The sequence below is a fragment of the Pseudarthrobacter kochi genome (assembly GCF_055412805.1).
This window is the reverse complement of the sequence record NZ_JBVAYV010000004.1, coordinates 1-16,471: the sequence shown is the minus strand read 5'-3', so window position 1 is coordinate 16,471 and position 16,471 is coordinate 1. Positions and strand designations below refer to the sequence as shown.

Below are 16,471 nucleotides of genomic sequence, written 5' to 3'. Positions count from 1 at the left end.
CGGGCCTCAGCCCGCGGCGGTGAGGAACTCCTTCAGCAGCGGACCAGAGACGGTGGCGCCGAGCCCGCCCTCCTCGACGAACACGGCGACGGCGAGATCCCCGTGTACGGCCACGATCCATGCATGAGTCTTGGGCGGGTTGTCTGAACCGAACTCGGCGGTTCCGGTCTTCGCCCCCACGGGGGCACCCGGGACGGAGGCCAGGAACCCGGTGTGGCCGGACGTGACCACGGCACGCATCATGTCCGCCAGGGCGGCGGCCTCCGCCGTGGTGACCGGGGTACCGGAGGCCTTCGCCGGTGCCGCTGCGGACGGTGTGGCGGAAGCTGACGGCGTCGTTCCCGTTGACGCCGAGGCTCCGGATGCCGGGGACGCAACGGCGCCGGCGCCTGCCTCGTCAGCTCCGGGATTGAGCACCAGCTGCGGCGCGACGGGCGCACCCTTGGCGACCGATCCCGCCATGATGGCGGCGGCCAGCGGGGACATCAGCACCTTCCCCTGGCCGATCATCGACGCGGCGTGCTCCGTCCCCGAAGCCTCACCCGGAACCGAGCCCAGGAACGCTGCTGCACCCAGTGCCGGGGCTTCCACTGCGACGCCGAGGGACGTGGCGGCGGCCTCGAGCTGGGCCTGGCTGACCTTGTCGCGGGCGTTGATGAACGCCGTGTTACAGGAGTGCGCGAAAGCATCACGCAAGGTCACCGAGCCCAGCGAGGAGGCGGGGTAGCCTTCGGCGTTTTTGAAGGTCCGGCCGTCGACGGAGAGCGTTGCGGGGCACTCCACCGTGGCATCCGGGGTCATGCCGTTGCGGATCATGGCCAGGGAATCCACGATCTTGAAGATGGAACCGGGGGCGTACTGGCCCAGCAGCGCGGTGTCGTAACCCTTGCTGCCCGGTCCCGAGGCCGCGGCGAGGACGGCGCCGCTGGAGGGCCGGAGCGCCACGATGGCCGACGCCGGGCCCACCTTCCCCAGGATGTCCTCGGCCACCTGCTGGAGGTTCGGATCGAGAGTGGTTTTCAGGGGGGTTCCGACCTTCATATCAACCTGGAACAGGGCCCGGCGGCCGCCGTTGAGCAAGGTCTGGCGTTCCTCGGCTGTGAGGCCCGCCTTTTCGGCGAAGACCTGCGTGCCGTCGCTGCCGCGAAGCTGCGCGTCGTACTGCTGCTGCAGGCCGCCGGTTCCCGTGGTGTCCCCCGCTTTGAGCGCCCCGCCGGATTTCTCGATTTGTTCGGCATTCGCCTCGGCTGCGGTGCCCAGCAGGGCGCGGGCGAAGGTGCGGGTCGGTGCCAGGGGGAGGAAGTCGCGGATCGCACGGGCGCCGGGAATTTCGCCGATCTGATCGTCCGTAATCGTCCGGCCGTCCTCGCGCAGGGTGATGGCCGCGACGAAGGCCTCCGGGCCCGCCGCCTGGACCTGCTGGGCGTAAGCTGCGGGATCCACTCCCACCAGCTGGGCGAGCCGGGTGGCGGACGCCGCCGGATCGGCGGAAGCCAGGAGGGGCTTGTCGATGCCGACGTTGACGACCGGCCGGTAGGTCACCAGCTTGGCGTCCCCAGCGCCCAGGATCTCGGCCCGCTGCGGGGACTGGGACAAGGTGCCAAGGACTTCCCCTTCTGCCAGAGACGGCACCAGGAGTTCCGGGCTCCAGACGGTGAGCCACTTGTCGCCTGACTTCTTCAGCTGGGCGGATACCGTGTATTTCCAGTTGCCGGAGCCGATCTTCCAGCTGTAGTCCAGCGGGACCGTGGCGGTGTCCTTGTCGAGCGTCAGCTCTCCGGTCACGACCGCGGGCTTGACCGGGTCCAGTGCCTTGAACACCTTGTGGAGCTGGTCATTGGCGGCCCCGGAGTCCTTGCCGTCAAACGGCACCGCGCCGACGTCGAGCGCCGCGACAGCGGAAGCAAGCTGCTTCGCCGCATCCTGCGCGCCGGCGCGGCCGTCGGAGCAGCCCACCAACGAGCCGCCAAGAATGAGCCCAACCAGGGCAAGTGAAAGTTTTGATGAGTTCCCCATCGCGCCATTATGCACCGGACGCCGGACAATTTCCTTGTCACATGGTCCCCGCCGGCGGTCTGTGCGCGGCAGCGGCGGGCCGGCTCAGAAGCGCCGGATGATCCTGCGCTGCGTGGCCACGGCAATCGCCGCCGTGCGGTTGTCCACCCCGAGCTTGCCGTAGATATGCACGAGGTGGGTCTTGACCGTTGCCTCGGAGATGAACAGTTTTTTGGCGATGGCCCGGTTGCCCAGTCCCGTGGCGAGCAGCTCCAGCAGCTGGATCTCGCGGGCGGACAGGACGGGTTCGGGGTTGCGGATCCGGCCCATCAGCCGGGCGGCCACTTCGGGGGCCAGCGCAGTCTGGCCCGCCGCGGCGGAGAGCACCGCCTGGCGGATCTGCTCCGGCGGCGCGTCCTTGAGCATGTAGCCGCTGGCTCCGGCTTCCACCGCGGCGAGGATGTCAGCGTCGGTGTCGTACGTGGTGAGGATGAGCACGGGCGGGGCGGGCTGGCCGGCCGCGCCCGCCTTGATCCTACCGGTCGCGGTAACGCCGTCCATGCCGGTACCCATCTGCAGATCCATGAGTACGACGTCGACCGGCTCGCCGAGGGTATGGAGCCGGGAAAGCTCGGCCAGGGCAGCGCAGCCATCGGCCGCCTCGGCCGCGACGGCGATGCCCTCAAAATCGCCCAGCATGGCCCGCAGACCGGCCCGGACCACCGGGTGGTCGTCGACCAGCAGCACACGGATATCGTTCACAGTTGGTTCCTTGCCGCAGCATCCACGAGGGGAAGCCGGATGGCCACCACCGTTCCTTCACCGGCCGCGGACTCGATGTCCAGACTGCCGGCCAGCGCCGAGACCCGCTCCTGCAGCGACTTGAGTCCGTAGCCCGAGCCGTCGGGGCGACCGGCGGGGTCCGCGGCTGCCGGGGCATCGAAGCCGGTGCCGTCGTCGAAAATGTCCATCGCCACTTCGCTGCCCAGGAAAGACAGTGTCACGACGGCGGTGTCCGCCTTGGCGTGCACCCACACATTAGCGAGGCTCGCCTGCGCGGCCCGAAGCAGCGTGGTGCGGTACGGGTTGGGCAGTTCCACCGGGGTTCCTTCAAGGTCGAAGCGGCAGCGCAGCCGGGTGCCCCGGGCGGCTGCCTCGGTTTCAGTCTTTTCGCAGAGCCGGCGCAGGCTGTTCACCAGGGGATCCTCCGGCGAGTTTTCTGCTGAGTCCGCCGCTGAGCTATCTGCTGTTTCATCCGCTGTGTTTTCTGCCAAGGCAGGCGGCTGCAGGGCGCGGACAAAGTTACGGGCCTCGGCGAGGTTGGCCGAGGCGGTCTCCTGGACCGTCCGGAGCCGGTCCCGGGCCGTGGCGGTGTCCCCGTCGTCCAGTGACTTTTCTGCCGAGCGGCCCATCAGCACGATGCTGGAGAAGCCCTGGGCCAGCGTGTCATGGATTTCGCGGGCCAGTCTGGCCCGCTCGGCAAGCGTGCCGGCGTCGTGCTGGCTGCGGGCAAGTTCGGCCCGGGTACGGCGCAGCTCCTCGGCGGCGAGCCGCTGGTTTTCGGCTTCCAGGTAGAGCGCCCGGTATGCCAGCCCGGTGACGACGGCAAAGGCTGCCCCGAATGCCGGGCCCAGCACCATCGGCAGCTGCAGGGCACCGCCGTCGGCTCCTGCGTTGTGGATCCACAGAGCCACAATCACCAGCACGGTGCTCAGGGCGATCGCCGGCAAAGCCAGCTGCAGCGGCAGCACATGCAGCTGCAGGAAGAACAACGGGAAGGCCAGCCAGACAAAGTCGGAGCTGGCCCAGATCAGCAGCAGCCAGAACAGGCAGACGGCGCCCAGCCACCAGGCCGAGTACGGGCGGGGATCGAACCGGGACGTATCAACGGAATGCCGCTTCTCCAGGACGGTTCCCAAGAGGTAGACCGCGGCCAGAACCAGTGCGAGGGACAGGGCGAGCCAGTTCGTGCCCTGGGGGCCCGAGCCCAGCAGCCGCGCCAGTGCGACGAGCAGCAGGACGGCGAAGCCGCAGTGCAGGCACACCCGCAGGACGCGCAGAATCACGGCGGCATCGGTCGTTCCTGCCGTGGCGGTGCCTGCCGGCGCTGGGCGATCGTTGCCATCCATGCCTTCAGCGTAGTGCGGGGGCGGCACGTTACCGGCCGATAACCCTTCCGTCCGGGCATTATCAACCTTTTGGTTGACCCGGGGTCCGGTAGTCGTTGGGGCCGCTAGACGCCGAGGGGCGGGACCGCCAGGTCAAATATGTCTTTCAGGGCATATTTAGCGGCGTGGTATCCCGGCATCCCGGTCACACCGGGTCCCGGAGGAGTGGAGGAGGAACACAGGTACACGCCGGGAAGCGGCGTCCGCCAGGGCACGGGGCCCAGGACGGGCCGCCGGATGATCCCGCGGAGGTCCATCAGTCCGGCGCTGAAGTCGCCGCCGACGTAGTTCTCGTTGTACACACCCAGCCCGGCCGCGGTCGTGACGTGGTGGCTGAGGACGAGGTCGCGGAACCCGGGGGCGAAACGCTCCAGCTGGGTGATCACGGCCTCCGCCATGTCAACGGTGGAACCGGCCGGCACATGGCAGTAGCTCCACAGGACATGCCGCCCCGCGGGCGCCCGTCCGGCGTCGAAGCGCGAGGGTTGGGAGACCAGGACATAGGGCCGTTCCGGATGCCGGCCCGCGGCGACGAGGTTTTCCGCCTCGGCCATCTCCGCGCGGGTGCCACCCACGTGGACCGTGCCGGCGTCGGCCAATCCGGGCGCCGTCCAGGGGACCGGTCCGGAAAGGATGAAGTCGACCTTGCAGGCCGCGTTTCCGAACCGGAACGACTCAAGGGCGCGGCGGTACCGGTCCGGGAGCCTGCCCTCCGCCAGTCTCAACAGCCCCGTCGGTGCCACGTCCAGGAGGGTGGCCCGGACCGGGGGCAGCTCCGCCAGGGACCCGATCCGGGCGCCTGTTTCCACCGCCCCGCCGTGCGCTTCAAGGTCCGCGATCATGGCCCGGGCGATCGCCGCGGAACCGCCGAGGGGGACGGGCCAGCCCACGGTGTGGGCCAGTGTGCCCAGCATGAGGCCGGCTCCGGCCGCGGCGGGGGCCGGCAGCTGCGAGACTGCGTGCGCCGCGACGCCGGTCAGCAGCGCGGGCGCGAGATCCTCCCGGAACCTCAGCCCCCAGAGCGGTGAGCCCTGCTCCAGGACCCGGACGCCGAACAGGGCGGCCGCCGCAGGGTCCCTCGGCAGGCGCAGGAGCTGGTTCAACGTCAGGTCCGTGATGCCGTCCGCGCGGTGTACGAGCGGGCCCATGAGCCGTGTGAACGCGGCGCCGTCGCGCCCCAGACCGGCTGCCGTTCGCTCAAGGGAGCGGTAGGCAAGGGCCGCCCGGCCGCCGTCGAGCGGTGTGCCGTACGAGACCTCGGGAACCTCGAGCCGGATCCGCCGGGACAGCTCGAACTGCCGGAAGAACGGCGAGGCCAGGGCCATCGGGTGGACCGCCGAGCAGACATCATGAAAGTGGCCGGGCAACATGAGTTCCGCTGTGCGCAGCCCGCCGCCGGGAGTCGGCGCCGCCTCGTAGACGTGCACCTTCAGTCCGGCGCGTGCCAGCGTCACCGCCGCGGCGAGCCCGTTCGGTCCTGATCCGACGACGGCGACATCAGGCATCCGCGGACACCTTGCGCCAGGGCAGCACGGATGCTGAGGGGTGCAGCAGATCCACCCGCAAGCGGTCCGGAACGCCTTCGAACGGCCCGCCCTGCGGATCGTCCATCCCCTGCCGGCGGACCACGTCATAGCGGGGGTCCCAGATGTCCCAGGCCACCCGCGCCATCAGGTAGCCGGTGGCGATCATATGGAAGACCACGGCGAGGACGTAGTAGGGCATATCAATATTGTGCTGGGAGACGCCGCCGCTGGTCACCTGTCCGAGGTACAGCCAGACTGCCGCCCAGTGCAGCCCTTCGAAGGTCTGCCAGATCAGGAAGTCCCGCCAGCGCGGCCGGGCCAGGGCAAGCAGCGGGATGAGCCAAATCACGAACTGGGGCGAGTAGACCTTGTTGGTCAGGATAAACGCGGCAACGATCAGGAAGGCGAGCTGCGCCAGCCGGGGCCGCCGCGGAGCGGCAAGGGCCAGGACTCCGACCAGCACACAGGCCAGCACGAACAGGTTCAGGGCCAGGGTGTTGATCGACTCCGCCTGCAGGGGGAGCCAGCCCAGGCGGCCGGCGACAAGGTTGTAGGCAAACCAGGGCGAGCTGTAGCCGGCGGGCCGGTCCTCGGTGAACTGGTAGAAGTATCGCCAGCCCTCCGGGTTGACGGCGGCGACGGGGATATTGACGGCCAGCCACGCGGCGGCGGCGGCGCCGGCGGTAACCAGGATTGCCCGGACCCTCCCGGTCCGCAGGGCAAGGAGCAGGACCGCGCCGAGGATCAGGACCGGGTAAAGCTTGGTGGCAGTGCCCAGTCCGATGAAGATCCCGGCCAGCACGAGCTTGTTCCGGGAGAAGCAATACATGCCGAGGGCGAGGAGGCCGACGGCCCACATGTCCCAGTTGATGGTGCCGGCCAGGATAATGCCGGGGGCCACCGCCACCATGGCTGCGTCCCATGCCCGGCGGCGGGCCATGCGTGCGGTGGCGAGCACCGTGACGATCCAGACGGCGACGATCAGGGCGGCGTTGATGTCGAAGTAGGCAAGAATCCGGCCCGCGGAGACGCCCTCGCCGGGCACCAACAGGGCCGTGGCGCCGGCGATGAATCCCATCAGGACGGGGTATTCGAAGAACGTCCCCTGGGTGATGAAGGGAAAGGCTCCGGCCCCGAGGCCGCGGTTCTTGAACAGCTCCGGGAAATCCGAATAGCAGGTTGCATAGAACTGGCCCGGGGTTTCCCAGCCGCTGGTGCGGCAGTAGGACTTGAGGAGGATGCCGGCCGCGGCTGCCAGGACGGTGAGCAGGATCAGGACGCGTTCGACGGTGAAGAATCCGGGGGAGACGATGCCGGGGGCCGAGCGGCGGCCCATGGGTCCGCCGACCAGCTCCGTGAAGTTCCTCAGCAGGGGGTCGCTGCGGCTCGGGATGACCAGTCGGACACGTCTGCGGTGCTCCGGCGGCTTTGTCTCCTGCATGTCCCCGAGCTTACCGGGGCGGCTGCGGGTGGCCGTGCTGCGCCGGGCGGTGACACAAGGTGTGGCTCAATGGCCGGCCAGGCGGGTGCTTAAAAGGGGGAGCCCACGCGTCGCCGCGTGGGCTCCTTGCGGATCAATTCCGATGTCAGTCATCAGTTCCTCCTTCGATGGCCTGGACCGGCCTCAGCGGATGAGGCCCATCTGGTGCATCACGACATAGACGTCTTCGCGCTTCTGGTCGAGGAGTTGTCCGTTGAACAGCGTCGTGTGCCTTGGGGCCGGCTTGAGGCTCAGGCGCAGGATTCTTTGGAGTTTCTGCTTCATGGTGGTCACCTCCCTCCGGTGGCTCGCGCTGCGTGGTCGGGCTGTGGTGCTGGCAATAGTCACGATGGACCTTTCTTTGGTGGCGCCGGAAATTTGGGGAGTAATTGGGCATGACAATTAAGGCCTCTGTGAATTAAGGAAGAAAAGGCCGCAATTGGGCACGTAAATACCCGGCAATAATTCAAGGATTTCGCAAGAGCGAAAGAATGGCCCCTGGCCGCGCGAAGCCGCACCCCCAACAGGAAGCTGGGTTCCGAACTTTGGGGATGCTGCGCAACCGTGTGGGTCCGCCCGGGTCAGTCCGCTGCTACGTCTCTTCCGGGAAGGAAGGCGACAGTTTCGCCCTGGCTCGGGGTCCTAAGGCTATGGGAATAGCCCGCGAGCGGAGGGGTCAGGAGGCAGTCGGGCCGAAATGTGGGCGCGTGTCAGCGTCAGAGGCCGGGGTGGCGGTGACGAGGTACATCCGTCCGCTAGTCAAAGTAATCATTTCTCCCAACCTCCTTTTCTGTTATGCCGTGGCTCCGGCTGACTGGCCGGGCGACGTGCGCCTCGACCCCGGCAGGGCGCTCTGGGGTCAGAAATAAAAATACACCATAAATGCGGTCCGTGACTACCGCATTCATAAACTTTCTTGAAATTACTTTCTCAACGCATTTACAGGCCCCAGCGGACCACTGCCGGCGTCTTCTTATCCCAGCCGAGGGTGCAGACTTTTGCGGTCCCCAGGATGAAATGCCGCCCGTCGTGGGGATCAAGCCCCAGCCACCGTGCGGTGAGGATTCGGGAGAAATGTCCATGGGCCACGATCAGGACGTTGTCCAGGCCCGATTCGAGTACCCTGGCCACGATCTTGTCCGCGCGCGCGGCGACGTCGTCAAGGGCCTCGCCGTTCGGCACACCATGGGTCCAGATCAGGTACTCCGGGTTGTCCTTGCGGATGAGGTCCGAGCTGATGCCCTCGTAGTCGCCGTAGTCCCACTCGACCGCGAGCGGCTCCAGCTGCGCGTCGGGGAAGCCGGCCAGTTCCGCCGTCCGCCGCGCCCGGCGCAGCGGGGACGTCAGCACCAGGTCAAAATCGACGGGGTCGAGCACCTTGCGTGCCTCCACGGACTGTTGCTCGCCCTCGACGGTAAGCGGGAGGTCGGTGAGGCCTGTGTACTGTCCGCTCTTGGACCACTCGGTTTCGCCGTGCCGGAGGATCCACAGCTGCGGGCGGGGGCCGTTGGACGGTGCAATCACTTAGGACTCCTCAGTTGACAGTGCGACGGCGGACTCGGGTTGCGCTGCCCACCATTCGTGCAGTTTGGCCTCGGCCACGTCGGCATCCAGCGGGCCGTGCTCCATCCGTTCCTCCAGCAGGAACTTGTAGGCGCGACCGACAACGGGGCCAGGTTTGAGTCCCAGGAGTTCCATGATCCGGCCGCCGTCGAGGTCCGGGCGGACGGCCTCAAGGGATTCCTGCTCCCGCAGGGTGGCGATCCGGGCCTCGAGATCGTCGTAGGCGAAGGCGAGCCGCTCGGCCTTGCGCTGGTTGCGGGTGGTGACATCCGAGCGGGTCAGCCGGTGCAGCCGTTCCAGGAGCGGACCGGCGTCGGTGACATAGCGGCGGACGGCGGAATCGCTCCAGCCGGCATCGCCGTAGCCGTAGAAGCGCATGTGCAGCTCCACCAGTTTGGCCACCGCCTTGATGGTGTCGTTGTCGAAGCGCAGCGCCTTCATCCTTTTGGATGTCAGCTTGGACCCGACCATGTCGTGGTGCCGGAAGCTCACCGCGCCGCCCGGTTCGAACCGGCGCGTGGCCGGCTTCCCGACGTCGTGCATCAGAGCCGCGAACCGCAGCACGAAGTCCGGACCCGGCACGGCGCCGTCGGCAGCCGTTTCGAGGGCGGCGGCCTGCTCCAGGACCTGGAGCGAGTGCTGGTAGACGTCCTTGTGCCGGTGGTGTTCATCGGACTCGAGGCGCAGGGCGGAGACCTCGGGCAGCACAAAGTCGGCCAGCCCCGTGTCGACGAGCAGGTCCACGCCGGCCCGGGGATGGGCCGCGCAGATGAGTTTGACCAGTTCCTCGCGGACGCGTTCGGCGGAGATCATGGTGATCCGTTCCGCCATCCGGGACATCGCGGAACGGACGTCCTCGTGGACCGTCACGCCCAGCTGGGCGGCGAAGCGGGCGGCGCGCATCATGCGCAGCGGATCATCGGAAAAGGAGGATTCGGGGGCGCCCGGGGTGGCGAGGATCGAAGCGTGGAGGTCGCGGACCCCGCCGAAAGGATCCACGAGTTCCAGGGCAGGGAGGCGGAGGGCCATGGCGTTGATCGTGAAGTCGCGGCGCAGCAGGTCATCCGTCAGCGACTTCCCAAACGCCACGACGGGTTTGCGGGAGTCGGGATCGTACGCTTCCGCGCGGTAAGTGGTGATTTCGATCTGGAAGCCGGCCTTACGCATCCCGATGGTGCCAAAGGCGCGCCCGATCTCCCAGTAGTTGTCAGCCCACCTCTTGATCAGGGCAACCGTCTGGTCCGGCGTGGCGTCGGTGGTGAAGTCCAGGTCGGGGGACACCCGGCCAAGGAAGAGATCGCGAACGGGGCCGCCCACCAGGGAGAGCTCGTGGCCGGCATCAACAAACCGTCGCCCAAGCTCCAGGACCACAGGGTCCACCTGGAAATCAACGGTGTGCGAGTCAGTCTCGTGATGTGGGTGCGCCATAGTTTCTTAAGCTTGTCAGAAATCCCGGCCAGCACCACACCGAATCGTCCCTGAGTCCGGCTGTTGGCGCTGAGCGCGGGGACGGAAGGGGCGATCCACTTTCCCGGCCGTCCACTTTCCTGCCATGTTTAGGTCATCAAGTGCGTACAAGAGTCGTTAGAGTGGACTTCATGGCCCATCCCGTACCGAGCGCTCCCGGCAGGAGGACAAACGCACCGTTGCCATCGGCAATTGGTGCCAATGTCGCGCCGGTGCAGCACTCCGGACAGGCCTCCCTTCCCACTGTGGAGGAAATCTCCGCGGGCGGCGTTGTGGTGGACACCTCCGACGGCGAACTCCGCGTGGCGATCATTGCCCGCCTTAATCGCGGCGGACGGCTGGAATGGTGCCTGCCGAAGGGCCACCCGGAGGGCAAGGAAAGCAACGAGGAAGCCGCCGTGCGTGAGATCGCGGAGGAGACCGGCATCGAGGGCAAGATCCTCGCGCCGCTGGGCAGCATCGATTACTGGTTCACGGTCAGCGGACACCGCGTGCACAAGACCGTCCACCATTACCTGCTGCAGGCCACGGGCGGGGAACTGACGATCGAGAATGATCCGGACAAGGAAGCCGTAGACGTCGCCTGGGTTCCCATCCATGAACTTGCACGGAAGCTCTCCTTCCCGAACGAGCGCCGCATCGCCGACCTCGCCAAGGAAGTACTGCCGGAGCACCGCTAGGGCCACACAATCCCCTCCAGGGGACGCGGATAGCGCCTTAAGCTGTGTCCGGGTGAGACGATGAAGACAATGTCATCTGCCAAACCCACCCCCGTGCCCTCCGGCCCCGCCGATTCCAAAGCTGTCCAATCCGGAGAAGTCCGTTCCAGCGCCATCATGGCCGCGGGAACGCTGGTTTCGCGTTTCCTGGGCTTCGCCAAGACCTGGATGCTGGCGGCGGCCCTCGGCCTGGGGTCCACCGTCAACGACACCTTCATCAACGCGAACAACCTGCCGAACCTGATCTTCCTGTTGGTGGCCGGCGGCGTGTTCAACGCCGTCCTGGTGCCCCAGATCATCAAGGCGAGCAAGGCTCCGGACAGGGGGGCGGACTACATCAGCCGGCTGCTGACACTGGCCGTCCTCGTGCTGCTGGCCCTCACGCTGCTGGTCACGCTGCTGGCACCGTGGGTCATTCAACTGACCACACAGGGTTATTCGCCGCAGCAAAAGGCCCTCGCGGTGTCCTTCGCATTCTGGTGCCTCCCGCAGATCTTCTTCTACGGCCTGTACGCCCTGCTGACCCAGGTGCTCAACGCCCACGGCGCGTTCGGGCCCGCGATGTGGGCGCCGATCCTGAACAATATTGTCGCGATCACCGGACTGGGTATGTTCATCGGCATTATGGGCACCAACGCGGCCAACCCCCACACGCTGGACACGTGGAGCTCCACCCAGACCTTGCTGGTGGCCGGGTTCTCCACCATCGGTGTGATTGCCCAGACCGCCATCCTGCTGGTCCCGGTGTTCAGGCTCCGGCTCGGGCTGCGGCCGCGCTTCGGCTGGCGCGGGGTGGGGCTGGGCCAGGCCGCCAGGCTGAGCGTCTGGACTCTTGCGACGGCCGCCGTCGGGCAGTTGGCGTTCCTCTATGTCATGCGCATCGCCACGATCCCCGGCGCGGAACGGTTGCGGCTGGAACAGGCAGGGGACCCGGCCGCCCACTCCTTGCCGGGCAACGCCGTGCTGGAGGTGGCGAGCCAGCTCTACCTGCTCCCGCACTCCATCATTGCCCTGTCCCTGGCTACGGTGCTGTTCAACCGGATGACGCGGGCCTCGCAGGACGGGGACCGGGCTGCGCTGCGGAACGCGCTCTCGCACGGGCTGCGGACCATGGCCGTGGCGACGGTATTCGGGGCCCTGGCCCTGTTCGCCCTGGCCGGACCGCTGGGCATGTTCTTCTCCGGCGGGGTGCCCCAGGACGGCGTCATGCTGGCCCAGACGCTGACCATCCTTGCCCTCAGCACGCCGTTCATGAGTGCCAACTTCATGATGTCCCGCGTGTTCTACGCCAACGAGGACGCCCGGACACCGTTCTTCATCCAGCTGGTGCTGGCCCTCGTGAACGTGGTTGCCGCCTTCAGCATCCAGTTCCTGCCGTTCGACCAGATCATCTTCGCCATCGCCATCCTTTATACAGGCGGCAATATCCTGTCCGTGATCGTCAGCGCGGTCTTCCTGCGGCGGCTTCTCGGGCACCTGGACGGCCCGCGGATCGCGAACTCCTACATCCGGATGGGCTATGCCGCGCTGGGTTCCGCACTGGCCGGTGCCGTGGCTTTGTGGCTGCTGGGCAGCTACAGCCGGGACGGCTTCGCCTGGAGCACCCCCATGGCCGCGCTGGTAACGATCGTCGTCGTCGGTCCCGTCATGCTGGCGGCCTACCTGCTCCTGCTGAAACTCTTCCGGGTGACCGAGCTGAGCGACCTCCTGCAGCCGCTGCTGGGCCGCCTGCGCCGCCGCCCGGGGCAGGAGGCCGCTGCCGGGAATGTTCCTGACCATGCCGCTGCGGCGCGTACCCGGCCGGAACGCGCCACTGTCTCGGTGGACACCGGACTCATTCCGAGGATTTCCGGGGAATTCGACGCCACATCCTTCCGTGCCGGACCCGACCTGGGCGAACAGGACGAACGGGGCGGGCGCGCCGGACCGGAAGGCGGCTACCTGCCCGCCGAGGATCTGCCCAGCAGCGCGGAGGGCGGCCTGGGCGGCGATGTCCCCCTGCCCGGGCGCAGGACCTATCAGGGCCCGGCCGGTCACAACCCGCATTTTCCGTTCGGCGGAAAGAAGAAAAAATAGTAACCAGTAGGCTTCGCAACGCCGTGCTTCCGAGGCCGGGACACTGCATCGGCTAGGATCGAAGACTAACAAGGGGAGTTGCAGACCACGGGTCCACCGGCTTACCGGGCGACCTGCAGTCGCTGATGAAGTGGTCAGTTCAGCAGTTCCCGGACAGTCTAGGAGGAACCCGTGTCCCACCCGATCGATGTCGGATCAGTACTAGGTGGCCGTTACAAGGTCACTGCCACTGTACTGACCTCACATGACCAGGATCTGGTGCTGGACGGTGTGGACCAGGTGCTCAACCGTTCCGTGAGCATCCTTGTGGCCGGGCCCGGCAACGCGGATCAAGTGGCACAAAGTGCCCGGGAAGTGGCCACCGGCGAGCGTCCCGGCAGTGTGCAGATCCTCGACCTCGGGGTCAGCGACGACACGACATACCTCATCACCAACCACACCTCGGCTGCTGACCTGCTGGACCTCGTGGTCTCTTCCAACCCGCCGTACGTCGAACCGTTCTTTACCGACACGCTGGGCAGCGAAATCTTCGGCCAGCCGCGGTCCAACGAGCCCGAAACCTACGACGGCCTCTACGACGAAGAAGAAGTAGACGCCGGGTATATCAACTACGGGCAGAACCAGCAGCAGGCCGCACCGGCATCGAACGCCAAGCCGGTTGTGCCCCCTGCCTCCGTTGCCCGCGCGCCGTCGCGTCCGGCGTCGTCGCCCGCTGCCGGCGCCGCGGGACTCGGTGGTGCCGCGGCCGGCGGTGCTGCCGCCGCAGCGGCGTCCGCCCAGGCGAAGTCCCCCGACACTGCGCCCCAGGAGGCCACCCCGCAGGTAACGGCTCCCCAACCGGTGCAGGGAGGTGCCCCCGCCTCAGCTGCACGCAATTCGACGCCGCCTGCACCCGCCGAAACACCCAAGGTTTCGCTGTGGTCCGACGACGACTACGATCACCCCGCTCCCGACGACCGGCAGGCTTCCCACCAGGATCGCGTACCGGCGTCTGCCGCCGCGGCCGGAAGCGCGCCTGTGGACCGGGACCCCGGGTTCTTCCCGGGCTCGGCCCGGAGCAACGGCTCGGCCGCGGATGACGAGTACTACGGCAAGGATGAGGAACCCCAGCGCGGGCCTCGTTCCATGCGCTGGCTGGTCGGCGGACTCCTTGCCGCGGTCCTCGTGGTCGGACTGGTTCTTGCCGTGACCAATCTCGGCAGCCTTTTCAAGAGCACTCCGCAGCCCGTAGCGAGCGGCAATGGGTCCACCAGTGCCCCCGGTTCGACCACGGCAGGGCCTTCGGGTAGCGGCAGTCCTGCTCCGGCCGCCGGTCCGCCCACCGTCGAAGGCGTTACACGGCTGGGCAACTTCGACTTCGCCGGAACCTACGATGGCGACCTCGTCAAGACCGTCGACGGCAACGCCGCCAGCTACTGGTCGGACATGGAATTCGCCACTGACAACTGGGGCGGCCTGGCCAGTGAAGTCCCTCTCGTCGTCAAGCTCAAGAGCCCCGCCAAGGTCTCCTCGGTAACCCTCAGCCAGTTGGGAGCATCGGGCGGCAGCATCAGCGTCTTTACCAATGACCGTGCGTCCCTCGAGGGCGCCAAGCTGGTAGGCAGCAACAGCTTTACTTCACCGGACCTGACGATGCCCCTGCCTGAACCCACCACCGCGCAGTATGTCATCGTTTCGATCAAGGCGCTTCCCAAGCTCGCGGCCCCGAAGACCCGCTACGGATTTGGCCTTCGCCTGGCCGAAATCAAGGTCCAGTAGCTCGTCCGTAACCCAGGCAATGACCCCGCGGTCCCCGGTGCCCAGACGGTACCCTGAGTGATGGCGTCCTCCCGCGGCGCCCCGTCCGACTGGAATATTCAGCACCAAGTAGTAGTTGTGCCATGTGGCCGGCCACCCAGGCGGGCGCATCGACAAAGGAAGAGGTTCACCGTTCAGTGAGCAACGCAGAAAACACCGCGTCCGAAGTACGTGATGTCATCATCGTCGGCTCCGGCCCCGCGGGCTACACCGCCGCGGTGTACACGGCGCGCGCCAACCTGAAGCCGCTGCTCCTGGCAGGGTCCGTTACCGCCGGCGGCGAGCTGATGAACACCACGGACGTCGAGAACTACCCGGGTTTCCCGGATGGCATCATGGGCCCGGACCTGATGGAGAACTTCGAGAAGCAGGCCGCCCGGTTCGGCACCGAAATCCAGTTTGAGGACGTCACCGAACTGGATCTCGACGGCGAGATCAAGACGGTCACCATCGGCTCGGGGGAGACCTTCCAGGCGCGCTCCATCATTCTGTCGACGGGTTCGGCCTACCGTGAGCTCGGCCTGCCCAACGAGAAGCGCCTCTCCGGCCATGGTGTCAGCTGGTGTGCAACCTGCGACGGTTTCTTCTTCAAAGACCAGGACATCGCCGTGATCGGCGGCGGCGACTCCGCGATGGAAGAGGCACTGTTCCTGACCAAGTTCGCGAAGTCCGTCACCGTCGTCCACCGCCGCGACACCCTGCGCGCCTCCAAGATCATGGCCGACCGCGCCCTCGCACACGAGAAGATCAGCTTCGTCTGGAACAGCGGCGTCGAGGATGTCCTGGGCGAAGACAAGGTCACCGGTCTTCGGTTGAAGAATCTCGTGGACGGCACCGAGACAGAACTCGCCGTCACAGGCGTCTTCGTGGCGATCGGCAACGATCCCCGCACCGACCTCGTCAAGGGCAAGCTGCATCTGACCCCCGAGGGAACCATCGCCGTCGAGGGCCGCACTTCGAAGACCAGCCTCAAGGGTGTCTTCGCGGCCGGCGACGTCATCGACCCGACGTACCGCCAGGCGATCACGGCCTCAGGGTCCGGCTGTGTAGCCGCCCTTGACGTCGAGCACTACCTCGCAGACTTCCACGCCTAAACGGCGCGCGCAGCACCCAACCTAAGAGAAAGACAGGGCTATGAGCAACGCAAAAGACGTAACAGACGCTAGTTTCAGCACCGATGTACTGGCTTCTGACAAGCCGGTCATCGTGGACTTCTGGGCAGAATGGTGCGGACCGTGCCGCAAGCTTGGACCGATCCTCGACGAGATCTCCGTTGAATACAGCGAGAAGGTGGACGTCGTCAAGGTCAACGTTGATGACAACCCCGCGATCGCGGCCCAGTACGGCATTACGTCCATCCCCGCCGTCTACCTGTTCCAGGGTGGAGAAGTAAAGGGCACTGTCATCGGGGCACGTCCCAAGCAGTTCTTCGAAAAGGAATTTGCGGACGTTCTGTCCTAGTCTCTGTTTGGTCAGGGCTTAGCGCAGACCAGACCCCAAGGTGGCCTCACTTCCGTCCCAGGAAGAGGGGCCATCTTTTTCTTCGTAGGTGACTTTCGCTGCCTTGGCTGCCAGATAGCGTGAGTTGGTACCGGTAGTCCGAGTTGTTGGTACTGCGTTTCCGTGAAGTTGGTACTGCCGTGGCCTGTGGGTGCTGTGCTGTGGGTGAGGCGGTGCATT

At 66.7% G+C, this 16,471-nt stretch carries 13 protein-coding genes; 5 read left to right on the top strand and 8 right to left on the bottom strand.

Annotation, left to right across the window (positions count from 1 at the left end; all coding sequences use genetic code 11):
• Positions 1-6 precede the first annotated feature (6 nt).
• From ACZY0Y_RS03215 to ACZY0Y_RS03180, 8 genes are all read right to left on the bottom strand, one after another.
• A complete protein-coding gene (locus ACZY0Y_RS03215; RefSeq protein WP_463956795.1) occupies positions 7-2,016 on the bottom strand; it encodes a penicillin-binding transpeptidase domain-containing protein in 2,010 nt (669 codons plus the stop codon).
• An 84-nt stretch (positions 2,017-2,100) separates the two neighbouring features.
• The gene (locus tag ACZY0Y_RS03210) at positions 2,101-2,757 is read right to left on the bottom strand and encodes a response regulator (protein WP_463956794.1); all 657 of its coding nucleotides are present in this window, start codon (positions 2,755-2,757) and stop codon (positions 2,101-2,103) included.
• Complete coding sequence (locus tag ACZY0Y_RS03205) at positions 2,754-4,124, bottom strand: sensor histidine kinase (protein ID WP_463956793.1); 1,371 nt, start codon at positions 4,122-4,124, stop codon at positions 2,754-2,756. The genes ACZY0Y_RS03210 and ACZY0Y_RS03205 overlap by 4 nt, the downstream gene beginning before the upstream one ends.
• 104 nt (positions 4,125-4,228) lie before the next feature.
• On the bottom strand, positions 4,229-5,668 hold the full coding sequence (locus tag ACZY0Y_RS03200; RefSeq protein ID WP_463883314.1) for a phytoene desaturase family protein: 1,440 nt from the start codon (positions 5,666-5,668) through the stop codon (positions 4,229-4,231).
• Positions 5,661-7,130, bottom strand: a complete 1,470-nt coding sequence (locus tag ACZY0Y_RS03195) for a glycosyltransferase family 87 protein (RefSeq protein ID WP_463956792.1) — start codon at positions 7,128-7,130, stop codon at positions 5,661-5,663. The genes ACZY0Y_RS03200 and ACZY0Y_RS03195 overlap by 8 nt, the downstream gene beginning before the upstream one ends.
• A gap of 183 nt (positions 7,131-7,313) precedes the next feature.
• Complete coding sequence (locus tag ACZY0Y_RS03190; RefSeq protein WP_192815752.1) at positions 7,314-7,454, bottom strand: hypothetical protein; 141 nt, start codon at positions 7,452-7,454, stop codon at positions 7,314-7,316.
• Positions 7,455-8,108: 654 nt separating this feature from the next.
• Complete coding sequence (locus tag ACZY0Y_RS03185) at positions 8,109-8,693, bottom strand: histidine phosphatase family protein (RefSeq protein ID WP_463883319.1); 585 nt, start codon at positions 8,691-8,693, stop codon at positions 8,109-8,111.
• Entirely contained in the window at positions 8,694-10,160 is a 1,467-nt protein-coding gene (locus ACZY0Y_RS03180; protein ID WP_463883321.1) for a CCA tRNA nucleotidyltransferase, read from the bottom strand.
• Positions 10,161-10,378: 218 nt separating this feature from the next.
• Here ACZY0Y_RS03180 and ACZY0Y_RS03175 point away from each other — a divergent pair, with 218 nt between their 5' ends.
• The 5 genes from ACZY0Y_RS03175 to trxA all read left to right on the top strand — a co-directional run bounded on the left by ACZY0Y_RS03175 (position 10,379) and on the right by trxA (position 16,252).
• Positions 10,379-10,879 carry an NUDIX hydrolase gene (locus tag ACZY0Y_RS03175; protein WP_024366405.1) on the top strand — a complete coding sequence of 167 codons (501 nt, stop codon included), beginning with the start codon at positions 10,379-10,381 and terminating at the stop codon, positions 10,877-10,879.
• Positions 10,880-10,948: 69 nt separating this feature from the next.
• Positions 10,949-12,994 (top strand): murein biosynthesis integral membrane protein MurJ, encoded by a 2,046-nt coding sequence (gene murJ, locus ACZY0Y_RS03170; protein ID WP_463956791.1) that lies wholly within the window; start codon positions 10,949-10,951, stop codon positions 12,992-12,994.
• Between the two features lie 171 nt (positions 12,995-13,165).
• Positions 13,166-14,752, top strand: coding sequence for an ABC transporter substrate-binding protein (locus ACZY0Y_RS03165; protein WP_463956789.1), 1,587 nt, complete (start codon positions 13,166-13,168; stop codon positions 14,750-14,752).
• 176 nt (positions 14,753-14,928) lie between these two features.
• Entirely contained in the window at positions 14,929-15,885 is a 957-nt protein-coding gene (gene trxB, locus ACZY0Y_RS03160; RefSeq protein ID WP_463956787.1) for a thioredoxin-disulfide reductase, read from the top strand.
• A gap of 40 nt (positions 15,886-15,925) precedes the next feature.
• The gene (trxA, locus tag ACZY0Y_RS03155; protein ID WP_024366983.1) at positions 15,926-16,252 is read left to right on the top strand and encodes a thioredoxin; all 327 of its coding nucleotides are present in this window, start codon (positions 15,926-15,928) and stop codon (positions 16,250-16,252) included.
• The last annotated feature ends 219 nt before the right edge of the window (positions 16,253-16,471 follow it).